The sequence below is a fragment of the Brevibacterium sp. ZH18 genome (assembly GCF_022748595.1).
GTDB lineage: Bacteria > Actinomycetota > Actinomycetes > Actinomycetales > Brevibacteriaceae > Brevibacterium.
The window spans coordinates 16,814-31,536 of record NZ_JALDSX010000041.1 but is presented as its reverse complement, the minus strand read 5'-3'; the positions used below and the strand labels follow the sequence as shown (position 1 = coordinate 31,536).

Genomic DNA, 14,723 nt, shown 5'->3' with positions numbered 1-14,723 from the left:
TGGGTCCCAGCCCCCACCTCGGCGAGTGCGATGTTTGTCCTGGTCAGCGCGCCACAGGGTTCCTCATGGTTCCGGCGTAGAGTAGCGATTCGGCCTGGTTGCCGATGTCGACCATCTGCTTCGTGTTCCGCAGCTGCAGGCGGTTGAGGCACGAGTGGGCGAAGCGCTCGGCGCGCAGATCCACGTCGCCGGCCAGCCCGCGGGCCACGTCGGGATTCTCGGCCTCGTAACGATCGAGGACCTCGGCGACGAGTGCCCAGAACTTCTCCGAGCTCAGCAGTCCGTCCGTGTCGAGAATGCCGCCGAGGTGGCGCAGCACTCCGTCGAACATGTCCGTGAACACGGACAGGGCCTTCTCCTCCCCCGGGACCAGCGCCCGGATTCGTTCGACGTCGCCGGGCAGGTCGCGGTGGCCAAGCACCGCGACCTCCTCGCCGATGTCCTTCATGAAGGCTCCGGTCACGACGTGGTTCTCCAGGATGAGGATGAGGTTCTCCCCGTGCGGCATGAACACCAGGTCGTGGGCCAGCAGTGCGTGGACGAGTGGGTGCAGATAGGCCCTCAGATAGGAGCGCACCCAATCCTCGGGCGCAAGGCCGGAGGCGCGGATGAGTTCGCTGGCGAAGGCGACTCCCCTGTGGTCGCGGTGCAGCAAGGCCGCCATAGTGATGACTTTCTGGCCAGGCTCGAGCACGCTCAAGGGGTTCTCGCGCCAGAGCGCGGCGAGCATCTTCCTGTGCGGATTCGTCTCACTCGTCCGGTGGTAGACGTCCCCCGTGTACCCCAGCGCGGTGCGTTCGCGCAGGACCCGGAATCCGGACTGGCCGAAGGTCGGATCGGTGCTGACGAGTCCCGCGACCCAATCGTTGATGGCAGGCGTATCGCGCATGTACTTCGGGGACAGCCCACGCAGGAAGCCCATGTTCTGCACGGCGAGCGCGACCTTCACATAGGGGGCGTCGGCGCGGGAGTGATTGAAGAAGGTGCGCAGGGACTGCTGCGGCTGATACTCGTCGAGGCCTTCGCCTAGAGGCAGCAGGTCACCGCGGGCGATGTCGGCGGCGAACGTGATTGCCAGACGGTGGTCGGCCTGCCAGGGGTGGACCGGAAGCAGGTGGAAGTCCTCCGGATTTCGGCCGGCCGTCCGGATGCGTGAGTCGAAGAGTTCCCGCTCGTCCACGCTCAGTGCCCAGTCGAGATGTGCGGCTTCGTCGAGTCCGACGCCGACCGAGAGATGGCTGTGCTCGCGGGCCGCTGCCACCCATTCGATGTGTGTGGCCCGCCCGTTCTCCGGTGCCCATCTGCGGTAGTCAGACAGCGAGAATCCGATGCGACCGTTGTTCGCGATGAACCCGGGGTGGCCTTCGGTCATGGCCGCCTCGGTGGTCTGGAAGTCGGAGCTCAGGAGGTCCGCGGAGTCGGAGCGATGACCCTTCCAAGCCTCGGCGAGTTTGAAGGCGCTGCTGGCCAAGGTCGAGGCGACCTCCTCGAGATAGGTCGACATCAGGTCCTCAGGGATGGCGAGCACATCCTGGAGTTCGACGATCAGGTTTTGTGCGTCGAGTGGCGCTGGGGTCTCGTCGACGAAGCGGGCGATGCTGGCCTCGTCGATGACCCAGTGCTCGAGCGGCAGGACTCGGGCGGTGAAGGTGTAGCGGATGGCTGGGGCATTCGCGCGGCTCGCGTCTGCGGCAGTCGAGCCGGCATCTGCTGCGGTCGAGATTGCGGTCGCCAGGGATGTCGCCTGCATGTTCTTGTCCCCGATCCGCAGTTCCCAGGCGTCGGGGCCGGCACTCGGGTCTGCGGATCTGCTTGGGGCGATGAGCCGCTCGTGTGCGAATTCGGACAGGGCCTTCGCAACGAGGTGGCGTTGGGTCACCTCGAAAGTGTCGCGGTTGAGGTGAGCGTAGGTGTCCGGCCGCACTCGTTGGCCGGCTGAAGACGCGGACGCGGAGACCGATGCGGGGTCCGAAGCTGAGGTCGACGAGGCACCGGCGTCAGACCCGCGCTGACCGACGAGTCCGAACAGTTCGCTGACTTTGAAATCCTCGCGGCGGCAGGTGCTGACCACGGCTCGTTTCGTCTCCTCCCCCATCATGATGTCGGCCTCACACACCGGGCTGAAGCCTGCAGCCCGGTTCTTCTCGAGGATGGCCTCGTTCCGCGCATCGGGTTCGACGACCACGCGGCTCCCACCTCGTCCGCCCCGGGCAGCAGGGCGCAGACAGAAGTCGATGACCTCGGCCATGATCTTGTTCGTCAGTCCACGTACGCCGTTGCCCTCGGGCGGGGCGACGAGCAGGTGCATTCCAATGTCTTCGGGCCCGGTGCCCAGAATGTCCTGCGGGATCAGGGTGGCTGGCACGTAGGTTTCGACGTAGAAGGAATCGATGCCGTCGACCGACCCCACCCAGCCGTTGTCATCAGCGGAATCGTGAATGCCGCCGAGGTAGTCGCGGACTCCCGCCTCGTCGAGCTCGGTCATCTGCCAGTAGTGGGCGCGAGGGTGAGTCAGCCACGTGTGGATGTTCGCGGTGTCGCGGTCCGGGTCCATGTCGCGGATGTCGACGGTGAGCGTGGAACGCTCCCCCGGTTCCGCTCCCGCCGTCGCCGTCGCCGATGCCGTCGCCGAAGTCGATGTCGGTGTCGGTGTCGGTGCTGTTGTCGAGCCCGGCGTGGTCGTGTCTGTGGTGTTCGTCAGTGTGGTGGTCATACGTGTGACATCTCCTTATCGGTGGAGGCGGAGGTGGAGGTGGCGTCGGCCTCGGCGTCTGTGGCGTCAGAGGCGAACGCGAAGGACGATTCGAAGTCACCCTGCTCCTCGATTGCTCCGTGGTCATCGGGAATCCCGAATGTCTGGAAGGCGATCGTGTCCTCGATCGGATACGGCTCGCGTCCCGTCACATGCGAGAGCACGACGGAGGCTCGCCAGGGGCCGAAGCCCAGGTCAGGTGCTGTGACTCCGTGGGTGTGCTCTTCGCCGTTGAGGACGTGGATGGTGCCTTCGTCGTTGATCGTGTAGTGCCGAGCAACATCGAGGCGGCCCTTCGCATCCAGTCGCACTTCATCTCCGAGAGGGGCAAGAAAGTCCGGAACCTGGGAGCGATATCCGGTCGCCGAGACGACCGATCCGCTGCGTCGGTTGAAGGTCTTCTCGAGTGCTGTGTTGCGGAAATTCAGCACGTATTCGCCGGTCTGTGCGTCGTGATCGGCGGCGAGGAGTTCGGATTCGGCCACGAGGTTGGTGCGCAGTCTTCGACCCCCTCGGCTGAGCCGGTAGAGGGCATCGTGGATGTCGTCGACAAGCTCGGCGCTGATGCCCTTGTACAGCGTCCTCTGCTCGCGCCCGACCTGTTCGCGCAGGTCATCGGGCAGATCCCGGAAATGATCCGTGTATTCGGGAGAGGTCATCTCCAGAGTCAGCTTCGTGTATTCCATGGGGAAGAAGCGCGGTGAACGCGTAATCCAGTCGAGGCGAACGTCTCGGTCCTCGGCCTCGTCGATGAGATCACGGTAGATCTCGGCCGCCGATTGCCCGCTGCCCACAATGGTGATGGATCCGCTCTCCAGCAACGCTTCCCTGTTCTCAAGATATTGCGAGGTGTGGATGACTGGACCGGCCTCCCGACCAGCCAGATCCTCACCCTTGCGGTCAGCGGTTGCGCGGTCCGCGCCCCGACGCTCACCTGCCTTGGCGCCGAGACCTCTGAGTGCATCGGGCAGGACGGGTGAGGTGCCGACGCCGAGGACCAGGTGGCGAGCGCGGTAGGTCTCGGTACTCAGTGGCTGACCGTGTCCATCGACCACCTCGGCGGTGACGATGTAGATGTCGTCGTCCTTGGCCACAGAGGTGACCCGACGCCCCCAGCGCAAGGTCTCCAACTGCGTGGCCACCCACCGGCAGTACTCGTCGAATTCGGCGCGCAGCGGGTAGAACGATTCACGGATGTAGAACGGATAGAGCCGCCCGCGGTCCTTGAGGAACTGGAGGAACGAGAACCGCGATGTGGGGTCTGCCATGGTGACAAGGTCGGCGAGGAACGGCACTTGGACCGTTGCACCTTCGATCATCATTCCGGGGTGCCAACGGAACTCCTCGCGCTGGTCGAGGAAGACCGCGTCGACGTCGTCCAGAGGATCGGCCAGCGCGGCCAGGCCCAGTCCGAACGGTCCGATGCCGATGCCGACGATGTCGTGGATTCGGGTGTCGTCTGCGGTCATGCCGCACCTCCTGTGGTCGTCGTCTCCAAATGCCGTCCGGTGAGGATGCCGTGTCCGGTGGCGCGGACGAGGTCAAGCACCGCGGTGATGTCCTCGACCGTGGTGGCCGGGTTGAGAAGAGTGAGTTTGAGCCAGGGCGTGCCGTCGATGGTGGTTCGGGCCACGGCTGCGCGGCCGGAGCGGAAGAGGACGCGACGGATCATCGGTACGAGTTCGTCAGCCGTCGCACTGTCAATCGAGGAATTCTCACCTGAAGCGCTGCCCGTCGCAGTGCGGCCACTGACGTGAGGCACGAAGCGGAACAGGACCGTGCTCAGGTCAGAGGCGCCCAGAACTTCGAAGTCCGGCTGCGTCTCGAGGAGGCTGCGAACCTCGGCGGCCAGGTCGCAGACCGTGTCGAGCATGTCGCCGATCTCGCCGGCGCCGCGGGCACGCAGCGTCGTCCACAGTTTGAGCGCGTCGAAGCGACGGGTGGTCTGCAGAGACTTGTCGACCTGGTTCGGTTCCGCGTCGGCGCTGAGAGCCTCGGCCTCCGGGTTGAGGTAGTCATTGTGGTGGAGCGTCGGGCCGAACAGCCCGCTGTCGCGCACCAGCAGGGCGCTCGAGGACACCGGCTGGAAGAAGGTCTTGTGGAAGTCGATCGTCACCGAGGTGGCGCGACCGATTCCCTCGAGCAGGTGACGTCGGCGCGGGGCCCACAGCAGTCCCCCGCCGTATGCGGCGTCGACGTGCATCCACACGTCCGCCTCCTCACAGACATCGGCGACGGGGCCCAGCGGATCGATGATGCCCCGGTCGGTGGTGCCGGCCGTGGCGACGACGGCCACGGCGATGCCGCCGGTCTCGTCGATGTCGCGCAGGAGGACGGACAACGCCCCGGCGTCCATGCGACCTGCGGAATCCGTATCCACGGTCACGACCGCCTCGGCGGCGAGTCCGAGGACGAACGCGGCCCGAGACACGGAGAAGTGCGTCTGGTCGGTGGCCACGATACGCAACCGAGACATGAAGTCACGGCGGCTGGATGGACTGTGGCGGCGCAGCACGTTCTCCCTGGCGAGGAAGAGCGCCTGGAGGTTCGACTGCGTTCCCCCGGACGTGAAGATCCCGTCGCCCGCGTCGAATCCGACGTGGGAGCAGGCCCACTGCACGAGGCGACGCTCCATGAGGGTGGCGACCTCGGACTGGTCGTAGGTGTCGACCGAGGTGTTGATGGCTGCCAGCATCGCTTCGGCCGCGACGGCGGGTACGGCGACCGGGCAGTTGAGGTGCGCGACGTAACTCGGGTGATGGAACCACACGGCATTCTGCGCGTAGAGTGCGTCGGCTTCGCGCAGCGCCTCGGAATTGCCGATGCCGGTGCCGTCGAGGTCGAAGCTCGCGACCTCGGCTTCCAAACTCGCCCGGTCATTCGCCGAGGCGGGGGTGTCGACCGCAGCGAATCGTCCGGCTAGTGCGTCGACGACTTCGTGCATGAGATCGGCGTAAGCATCGGCGCTGTGTGCGCCGAGCAGTGCATCACCGCTGGTCAGCGTCGCGGTTTCGCCGCCGCGGCCGCTGGTCAGTGTCGCGGTTTCGCCGTTGTGGCTGGTCAGTGCTGCTGTTTTCCCGTGGGATTCAGGCGATGCGTCGTGGGGATCGAGGGGAGTCTCGTGTGGTTGGACGTGTGCTTCCGAGAGCAGAGAAGTCATGACGGTTCGGTTGCCTCCTTCGATGAGCGACCCGATTCAGCCGGGTCACATTAGGGAAACCTACCCTAAGTAATCGATGAAGCAAGGCGATCGGAGGCGCTGCCGGAAAACTACGGAAGTAACCTCACGGAAGAGACAAGTCGGCTTTCGCCAGAGCCTGCGGGCCCAAGCGCAGGAAATACAACAGATGCATATGCTCTAAAAACTCTTGAGTGGTTTTCGTCACATGACGGTGATCCGTCCAGCATCGTGAGACAGAAAAACGGCCGTAGCCTCTGCCGGGAAGGCAGGAGCTACGGCCGTTCATTGAGCGTTGAGTCCTTCAGCCGATCAGTTAAGGCCGCCGGACGACGCTGAACTCTGAGGTTCTGAGCCTTATTTCACCACGTAGTTCGGGGCTTCGACGGTCATCTGGATGTCGTGCGGGTGGCTCTCTTTGAGGCCCGCTGTGGTCAGGCGGACGAACTTGCCCTTGGCCTTGAGATCGGCGACGGTGGGGGCGCCGACATAGAACATCGACTGGCGCAGTCCGCCGGTCAGCTGGTGCGCGACCTGCTTGAGGAGACCGCGGTAGGCGACGCGACCTTCGATGCCCTCGGGGATGAGGTCCGTGTCGGTGGCGATATCGGCCTGGAAGTAGCGGTCCTTCGAGTAGGACTTGCCCTGGCGCGGAGCCATCGCACCCAGCGACCCCATGCCGCGGTATGCCTTGTACTGCTTACCGTTGACGAAGATGAGCTCACCGGGTGATTCGCTGCAGCCAGCCAGCAGGGAGCCGAGCATGACGGTGTCAGCACCGGCGACCATGGCCTTGGCGATGTCGCCCGAGTACTGGAGCCCGCCGTCGGCAATGACCGGGACACCGGCCGCCTGGGCTGCCTGTGCCGCGAGGTAGATGGCGGTGACCTGCGGAACTCCGACGCCTGCGACCACACGGGTGGTGCAGATGGAGCCTGGCCCCACGCCCACCTTGACGGCGTCGACGCCGGCGTCGATGAGGGCCTGCGCGCCCTCCTTCGTGGCGACGTTTCCGCCGATGATCTGGACCTTGGAGAATGCAGGGTCGGCCTTGATCTTCTTGATCATGTCGGTGACGCCGCGAGCATGGCCGTTGGCCGTGTCGACGACGAGGACGTCGACGCCCGCCTCGGCGAGGAGCTCGGCGCGTTCATACGCATCGCCGTAGAATCCGATGGCGGCGCCCACGCGCAGGCGGCCTTCGTCGTCCTTCGTCGCGAGAGGGTATTCCTCAGTCTTGACGAAGTCCTTGACGGTGATGAGTCCCTTGATGACGTTGTTCTCATCGACGAGGGGGAGCTTCTCAACCTTATGCTCGGCGAGGAGTTCGAAGGCCTTCTCAGCGGAGACTCCGAACGGGGCGGTGACCAGCGGCATCCGGGTCATGGTGTCGGCCACGGTGCGGTTGGGGAATTCGCTGCGGGTGACGAAGCGCAAGTCGCGGTTGGTCACGATACCCAGCAGGACGTCGTTCTCGTCGACGACAGGCAGGCCGGAGATCCGGTATCTGCCGCAGATCTCGTCGAGCTCTTCGAGGGTCTTCTCCGGAGTGATGGTCAGCGGGTCGTTGATCATGCCCGACTCGGAGCGCTTGACGTAGTCGACCTGGTCGGCCTGGTCCTCTTTGGAGAGGTTGCGGTGGATGATACCGAGGCCGCCGATTCGGGCCATGGCGATGGCCATGCGCGACTCGGTCACGGTGTCCATGGCGGCCGAGACCAACGGGATGTTGAGCTCGATCTCTTTGGTCAGGCGGGTAGTCGTCGAGGCTTCTGAGGGGATGACATCGGTGTCACCGGGCAGGAGAAGGACATCGTCATACGTGAGTCCCGTGAGGGAGAACGGATCGTTTGCGGCCTGATTTTCCTGCTCGAGGTTCCCCATGTGAACAGCCTTTCGACGCGAAATATATGGTTGATCAATGCTATCGAAGAGGGACAACTGTTATCTACAGTTTCAAGTACCGCACCTTGTGACCCTCAATACACTGCTTCGCCGTCACGACCACCTCAGACTCTCGCCGAGGTGGCTCGCCGTCTCAGCGTCCGGCGCTGACCGAGCGTGCGAGGTCGAGGGTCGAGGCTTCCGAGTCGTCGAGGTGGATGCGCAGGAGGCCTTCGGCCCCATGACGGTCACCCGTTTTGATCTTCTCGAGGATCTCACGGTGGGGGTTCGCCCAGTGCGAGTGGTAGTTCCCGGGTTCTGGCGAGCGTGAGAACGTCGTCGACAGGCGGGCCATGAGGTTGAGGTAGAACTCGTCGAGCAGCGGTGAGCCGAGCAGACCCACGATGGCCCGATGGAACGATGCAGAGTGTTCCTGCGCGTGAGTCCAGTCCTCATTGTCCGGAGCCGTTTCGGCACGGACCACGGAGGCTTCGACGACGGCCATCGCTTCGTCGGTGGCGTCCTGCGATTCCTGGACAGCGCGGATCTCGAAGACGCGGCGAGCGCGGTAGAGATCTCTGAGCTCGTCGATGCCGAAGGTGCGCACGAAGAATCCGCGGTTGGGTTCCTGGGTCAGGAGTCCGGCGTGACGGAGCAGGCTCAGCGATTCGCGAGCGGTGTTGCGGGAGACGTTGAATTCCTTGGCCAGCGCACCGTCCCGCACGGGACTGCCGGCGGGGTATTCGCCGGTCGTGATTCGGGACCGGACCAGGGCGACGATCGCCTCTGAGGTACATCCGGGTGCTTGAGAACTCATAGCACCAGGCTACCGTGTCCCCGCCGTTCCTGGGCAAAGACGCCTCTGAATCGCGCGTCGAGACTCACGCTCGAGCGGCTGCGCGAGCTCAGCAGACGACCGAATGTGTCCAGTCAGCTCCGATGGCTGACTCACTCTGCGTCCGGGGAATCGTGAAACCGGCCGAGCTTCAGCCGGGACTCAAATCGCCTCGGCTCGCCTGTCAGCGGATCGTCGAAGCTGATCGACGCCGCCAGCAGCTGCAGCGGGAAGCTGAAGTCGTAAGGATCGGTATCGCTGTCGATCGGGTAGACAGGGTCACCGAGGATAGGCAACCCGAGCGCATTCATGTGCACTCGCAACTGGTGAGTCTTGCCCGTCAGCGGTTCGAGTTCATACTCGCCCACGTTTGCCTGCGTTTCCACGGATTCGCCGGAGCGCCTCGGCGGCGGTGGGACGAACTCGCCGAGGAAACGGATCCGACTGAACGAGTTGGGTTCGCCCTCGACCTCGAGGACCTGACGACCGCCGGCCGGCTTGATGAGTCGGGATTCCCTCAGCAACGGAAACTCCATACCCACAGGAGGGAGCGGGGCCAACGCGCGATAGGTCTTGGTGACCAAGCGATCTTGGAACAGGCGCTGGTACAGGCCGCGCCTCTCGACCCTCTTCGACAAGATCAGCAGACCGGCGGTGACGCGGTCGAGGCGGTGGATGGCGACGAGATCCGGCTGCCCGAATTCCACACGCGCACGAGTGACGACGCTTTCGCGGACGAACCGGCCGTTGGGCGTGCTCGCGAGGAAGTGCGGTTTGTCGATGATGAGCAGCTCGTCGTCCTCGAACACGATGCCCATCTCGAAGGGAATCCGCTCCTCCGGCGGGACCGGACGGTGGAAGAAGTAGAACCCACCGGGGACCACCTCGTCGTCCCAGTTCACCGGGTGCCCCGCCAGGTCGCGCATGTCGCCGGTGCTCAACAGGCTGCGCAGCGCTTCGTCATCCGCCTCGGGGAATTCGAGTGCAAGCCACTCCCCTATCGTGTCGGGAACCGGCAGATGGTTCTTGTCGTGTGTCTCGTTTCCACCCGGGGCGCGACGAGAAGTCGCGGAGATCCCTTCGCGGGGCGGAAGCGGGCTGCGTGGCATCGGATCAGTCTATCCGTCGACACGTTTCGCCGACCCTCGAAGAGATGCGCACACGGCCGTGAGCCAGCAAGAAATCAGGAGCGAGGAGTCCTATGGTGGAAGACATGGACAACACCGAACTGACGGAAGAGTTCCTCCTCAACAAAGTCATCGCTCCGGTAATTCTCGGGATGTTCGCCAACGACGAATGGGACAGCTACGCGATGAGCCGCAACCCGGACGACGAAGGGACCTGGATCGTCAGAGTCGTCGCCGATCAGGAAGCTGTCAACATCCCTCTCAACTTTTCAGACGGCGCCGAATCAGTCGACGACCTCCAGCTCACGCTCATCACCGAGCTCAGAGCGTTCATCGACCGCTCGACGTTCGGGCAGCGCCGCGACGAGGACTGGGAAGCCGACGAACACAATGTCGCCCGCCCCAGTCTGTGGCGTACGGCCCGTCCGAATTTCAGAGGGCGGCCGGAGTGCGCGATGCGCCTGCGCAGGATCCGCTCGCGCACTCTCCGGCTCGACCGACGCCGCTGCCGCTCGGCCCACCGCAGAGACTGACTCAGGCCCGCTCGGCCCACCGCAGAAACTGACTCAGGCCCGCTCGACGAGGAAGTCGATATCGACGTCGGTGGGCAGCGCCCCGTATTCCCGACCCCGATCGGGACCCAGGCGTGCGGACGCGAACCCGGCGGCCACCTCGGCGGGGGCGGATTCAAAGAGGATCGCCGACTGCATGAGCAGCGCCATCTTCTCCACGAGGACGCGTCCACTGCGCTGGACCCCGGCGATCTGGGCAGGGTCCTCGCTGCTCACCACCTCGAGTGAGGTGTGGAGAGAGGCGGCGAGCCCTTCATAGGCGGCGTCGAAGTCGTGATGGCGGCCCAGCCCCGTCTCAAGGAAGCCGAGGAAAGCCTTCGCCGTTCTCGGTTCACGGCCCAAGGCGCGCAGCACGTCGAGGACGATGACATTGCCTGAGCCCTCCCACACGGCCATGACCGGCTGTTCCCGATACCGGCGAGCCAGCGGGAAAGCCTCCGTGTAGCCGTTTCCGCCCAGGCATTCCAGGGATTCGTAGGCATGCTCGGGCCCGCGCTTGCAGATCCAGTACTTGCCGACAGCGGTGGCCAAGCGACGGAAGTCAGAAGCGTCGGCGCTCTCGTCATCGTGGACGGCGGCCAAGTGCATGGCGGTGAACGTTGCGGCCTCGGATTCGAGCTGGAGGTCGGCGATGACGGCGCGCATGAGCGGCTGATCGATGAGTGTGGCCCCGAATGCGGCTCGGCCCCGGGCATGCCAGGCAGCTTCGGCCACGGACTGGCGCATACCTGCTGTCGAACCGAGGATGCAGTCGAGGCGGGTCTGCGAGACCATCTCGATGATCGTGCGCACGCCCTTGCCGGGCTCGCCGAGCAGCCAGCCGACGGTCGAGTCGAATTCGATCTCGGACGAAGCGTTGGACTTGTTGCCCAGCTTGTCCTTGAGCCGCTGAATCCGCACACTGTTGAGGCCGCCACCAGGCAGGATGCGCGGCACGACGAAGCAGCTCACACCCTCTTCAAGACGGGCGAGGACGAGGAATGCATCGGACTGGGGTGCCGAACAGAACCATTTGTGGCCGGTGATGAGGTAATGGTCGCCGTCCGGGACCGCGCGGGTGGTGTTGGCCCGCACGTCCGATCCGCCCTGCTTCTCGGTCATCGCCATACCGAAGGTCACGGCAGTCTTCTCGGCCGGGTCGATCCGGCGCGGATCGTATTCGGCGGCTGTGGCCTTCGGGATCCAGAAGTCAGCCAACTTCGCGTCGGCGGCCAGCGACGGTACGACCGCATGTGTCATCGACACCGGGCAGGCATGACCGGGCTCGATCTGGGAGAAGAGCATGAACCTGGCCGCGCGCTCCGGATTCGCACCGGGCCCCGGATTCGTCCACGCATGCGAGTGCGCCCCGCTGGCCAGCGCATCACCGATGATCCGATGGTAGGCGGGGTGGAACTCGATCGCGTCGATGCGATTGCCCCACTCATCGTGGGTTTTAAGCTCGGGTCCGTGCTCGTTGGCCAGGCGGGCGTCGTTGATGAAATCCGCACTGCCGACCAGTCCCCCGATCCGTTCGAGCTCGGACAGGGACGCCGCCGGGGCGAATGTGTCGACGGCCTCGACGAGTGCCGTATTCAGGCTGAATTCGTTGATGTCTCGCCGAGGCGGCGCCTGGTTGAACACCTCATGTGTTGCCGAGGTGCCGGGCCGAGCTTTGGCTTCGGCTTCGGACCGGGCTGCGGCTTCCGGCCGAGCTGACTGTGCATGGCTCATTGTTCTCCTATGGCCGTGCGGGCGAATACTGACAGTTCCGTGATGAGCGCCTCGACGGCCGAGACGCTGGGAGGCTCCTTCGCGGGGTCGAGGACGTCGACCAGGTTCTCCGCGATCGATCCGACGAGAGCCCGAGCAGCCACCTCGGCGGAGGTGGTCGTCTGATACCGTCCTTCGATCCCCGAGGCGATCGCGGCGACGTACCCACGCCGCAGTGCCATGCGTTCGATCTGCACCGACTCGGGCACCGCCTCGAGCAGGAGCGCGTAGGCCAGAGTGCGGCCGGTGACAGCGCGTCGAACGAAGACCTCGACGACCGAATCGACGATATCAGCCGCGTTCGACGCCGACTCGACGGCCGCCTCGACGACGGCCAGCTCATGCCCGGCGGCACGGGCGAAGACCACCCGGAGCAGCTCGTCGCGACTCGAGTAGTACGTGTAGATGAGGCCGGAGCTGCACCCGGCTTCGCGGGCAACTGAGGCAATGCTCGCCGCGGCGATTCCGCCTCGGGCGATGACATGGCGGGCTGCCTGTTCGATCCGGGTCCGGCGCTCGTCGGCCTTTGCCCGGGTCTTGGCGGTCTCCCGATATGCCACTTCTACCCTTCCTCAAAGAATTGAATTGTGTTTCAATTGTTTAGGAGTATGGCACTCATTCAGAGGAGAAGCAATGAAGCTCGGCACAATGCTCGACGCAACGGTCCTGCGTGATCCGGACAAGGAAGCACTGGTCTACGGGGACGAAAGGTACACCTACGCGCAGTTGCGAACGCAGGCGCTCAAAGCGGCCCGCGTCCTCGAGACTAATGGCATCGTCGCTGGTGACACGATCGGGATCATGACTTTCAACGTCCCGGGCTTCGTGTTCGCCGCCTTCGGAGCCTGGTATCTGGGTGCCATCGTCGTTCCCGTCAACCACAAGCTGCAGGCGCCAGAAGTCAAGTACACGATCGAGCACTCGGGCGCGACCCTCGGCATCGTCAGTGCCGAGCTGGCCGAGACTGCGCGTTCAGGCGCCCCGGGCATCACCTGGCTCGAGACCGAGTCCGATGCACCAGGCAGCTTCGACGCCCAATTGGAGGCCGCCGAGGAGGCCGAACCAGGCGACTTCACGGACGAGCACGTCGCGCAGATCCTCTACACCTCGGGCACCACGAGCTCGCCCAAAGGGTGCGTGCACTCGCACCGCAATATCGCCCAGGTCGCGACCCTCATCAATCTCAACATGGGCTATCGCAGTGACGACCGCTATCTCATCTGCATGCCGATCTGGCATTCGGCTCCGCTGAACATCAGCCTCGTCCCCACCATCCTCACCGGCGGCACGATTGTCCTCCAGCGTGCGTTTCACCCGGTGGATTCGATGACGATCATCGCCGAGGAGAAGATCACCACCTTCTTCGGCCCGACCATCGCCTATGTCGCACCGGTGATGACGGCGAAGAAGCTGGGCATCGAGTTCTCCGACTACGACTTCTCCACGATCAGGCGCTGGAACTACGGCGGCTCGCCCATCGACAGGTCGACCGCGGCGATGCTCATCGAGGCCTATGGGACTGATCAGTTCTTCAACCTGTTCGGAATGAGCGAAATGGGACCCACCGGCTGCATGCTCAGGCCGGAGGACCAGCTGCGCAAGGCCGGTTCGGTGGGCCGGACAGCGATGGTCGGCAACGCCATGCGCGTCGTCAAGGCCGACGGCACAGATGCCGGACCGGGAGAGACCGGGGAGATCTGGTTCACCGGCGACACCCGGATGCGCGAATACCTCAACAACCCCACGGCCACCGAGGCGGCTTTCGAGGGTGATTGGTACAAGACCGGTGACATCGCCCGGGTCGACGAGGACGGCTACCTCTATATCGTCGACCGCACCAAGGACGTCATCATCGTCGGCGGTGAGAACGTCTATTCGCTCGAGGTCGAAGAAGCCATCATCGCCCACGAACGAGTCGCCGATGTCGCAGTCGTGGCCAAACCGGACGGCGAATGGGGCGAGAAGGTCGTCGCGTTCATCACGACCGCCGACGAGCAGCCCTTCGACGTCGAGGAACTGCGAGACTACCTCGCCGACAAGCTTGCCCGGTACAAACTGCCCCGAGAGGTCATCATCACCGAAGAGCTCCCCCGCAATCCCTCGGGCAAGCTGCTCAAGCACAAACTGCGCAGCGAAGTCGCCGACAATTAGCCTCTGGTCCGCAGCCGGGACCTGTGGTGGACTTGGCCCATGAGCTTCGAAGCCCGCCACATCTCGCAGACCATCCAGTGCAGCCCATCCGACATCGCGGTCTTCGCAGGAAATCCGGCGAACCTTCCGCAGTGGGCGGCGGGCCTGAGCGAAGGCATCCGCAACGAAGCGGGGCGGTGGATCACCGACTCTCCGATGGGTGAGGTCGAGGTCAAGTTTCGGCCAGGCGTCGAGTTCGGGATCCTCGACCACGACGTGATCTTTCCGGACGGCACGGCCATGCACAACCCGCTGCGCGTGCTCCACAACGACGACGTCAGCGAGGTCGTCTTCACCGTCTATCGACGACCGAACGTCAGCGATGACGAGTTCGCGCGAGACACCGAGGCCGTCGCGAACGATCTGGAACGACTCCGCGACGTTCTCGAAGTCAACGAAGCGAGCACCGGGACCTGACCCCCACCTCGGCGAG

Annotated in this window: 11 protein-coding genes; 3 read left to right on the top strand and 8 right to left on the bottom strand. The window is 64.5% G+C overall.

Going from position 1 to position 14,723, the window contains the following annotated elements:
- Positions 1 to 43 precede the first annotated feature (43 nt).
- The 6 genes from MPN20_RS13415 to MPN20_RS13390 all read right to left on the bottom strand — a co-directional run bounded on the left by MPN20_RS13415 (position 44) and on the right by MPN20_RS13390 (position 9,758).
- Positions 44 to 2,713 carry a GNAT family N-acetyltransferase gene (locus tag MPN20_RS13415; protein WP_242782926.1) on the bottom strand — a complete coding sequence of 890 codons (2,670 nt, stop codon included), beginning with the start codon at positions 2,711 to 2,713 and terminating at the stop codon, positions 44 to 46.
- Complete coding sequence (locus tag MPN20_RS13410) at positions 2,710 to 4,221, bottom strand: SidA/IucD/PvdA family monooxygenase (RefSeq protein WP_242782924.1); 1,512 nt, start codon at positions 4,219 to 4,221, stop codon at positions 2,710 to 2,712. The genes MPN20_RS13415 and MPN20_RS13410 overlap by 4 nt, the downstream gene beginning before the upstream one ends.
- Complete coding sequence (locus MPN20_RS13405; protein ID WP_242782921.1) at positions 4,218 to 5,912, bottom strand: pyridoxal-dependent decarboxylase; 1,695 nt, start codon at positions 5,910 to 5,912, stop codon at positions 4,218 to 4,220. Before MPN20_RS13405 ends, MPN20_RS13410 begins: the two co-directional genes overlap by 4 nt.
- A 375-nt stretch (positions 5,913 to 6,287) precedes the next feature.
- The gene (gene guaB, locus MPN20_RS13400; protein ID WP_242782919.1) at positions 6,288 to 7,814 is read right to left on the bottom strand and encodes an IMP dehydrogenase; all 1,527 of its coding nucleotides are present in this window, start codon (positions 7,812 to 7,814) and stop codon (positions 6,288 to 6,290) included.
- A 154-nt stretch (positions 7,815 to 7,968) separates the two neighbouring features.
- Positions 7,969 to 8,631 (bottom strand): GntR family transcriptional regulator, encoded by a 663-nt coding sequence (locus MPN20_RS13395; protein ID WP_242782917.1) that lies wholly within the window; start codon positions 8,629 to 8,631, stop codon positions 7,969 to 7,971.
- Positions 8,632 to 8,762: 131 nt separating this feature from the next.
- Positions 8,763 to 9,758 carry a pseudouridine synthase gene (locus MPN20_RS13390; RefSeq protein WP_242782915.1) on the bottom strand — a complete coding sequence of 332 codons (996 nt, stop codon included), beginning with the start codon at positions 9,756 to 9,758 and terminating at the stop codon, positions 8,763 to 8,765.
- A 104-nt stretch (positions 9,759 to 9,862) separates the two neighbouring features.
- Here MPN20_RS13390 and MPN20_RS13385 point away from each other — a divergent pair, with 104 nt between their 5' ends.
- A complete protein-coding gene (locus MPN20_RS13385; protein WP_242782914.1) occupies positions 9,863 to 10,309 on the top strand; it encodes a hypothetical protein in 447 nt (148 codons plus the stop codon).
- Positions 10,310 to 10,342: 33 nt separating this feature from the next.
- Here MPN20_RS13385 and MPN20_RS13380 read toward each other — a convergent pair whose 3' ends face one another.
- Both MPN20_RS13380 and MPN20_RS13375 read right to left on the bottom strand, forming a co-directional pair.
- Positions 10,343 to 12,061, bottom strand: coding sequence for an acyl-CoA dehydrogenase family protein (locus MPN20_RS13380; RefSeq protein WP_242782912.1), 1,719 nt, complete (start codon positions 12,059 to 12,061; stop codon positions 10,343 to 10,345).
- Entirely contained in the window at positions 12,058 to 12,660 is a 603-nt protein-coding gene (locus tag MPN20_RS13375) for a TetR/AcrR family transcriptional regulator (RefSeq protein WP_242782910.1), read from the bottom strand. The genes MPN20_RS13380 and MPN20_RS13375 overlap by 4 nt, the downstream gene beginning before the upstream one ends.
- A 73-nt stretch (positions 12,661 to 12,733) precedes the next feature.
- Here MPN20_RS13375 and MPN20_RS13370 point away from each other — a divergent pair, with 73 nt between their 5' ends.
- Together MPN20_RS13370 and MPN20_RS13365 are read left to right on the top strand one after the other, a co-directional pair.
- The gene (locus tag MPN20_RS13370) at positions 12,734 to 14,251 is read left to right on the top strand and encodes an AMP-binding protein (protein WP_242782909.1); all 1,518 of its coding nucleotides are present in this window, start codon (positions 12,734 to 12,736) and stop codon (positions 14,249 to 14,251) included.
- Positions 14,252 to 14,290: 39 nt separating this feature from the next.
- Entirely contained in the window at positions 14,291 to 14,707 is a 417-nt protein-coding gene (locus MPN20_RS13365) for an SRPBCC family protein (RefSeq protein ID WP_242782908.1), read from the top strand.
- Positions 14,708 to 14,723 lie beyond the last annotated feature (16 nt).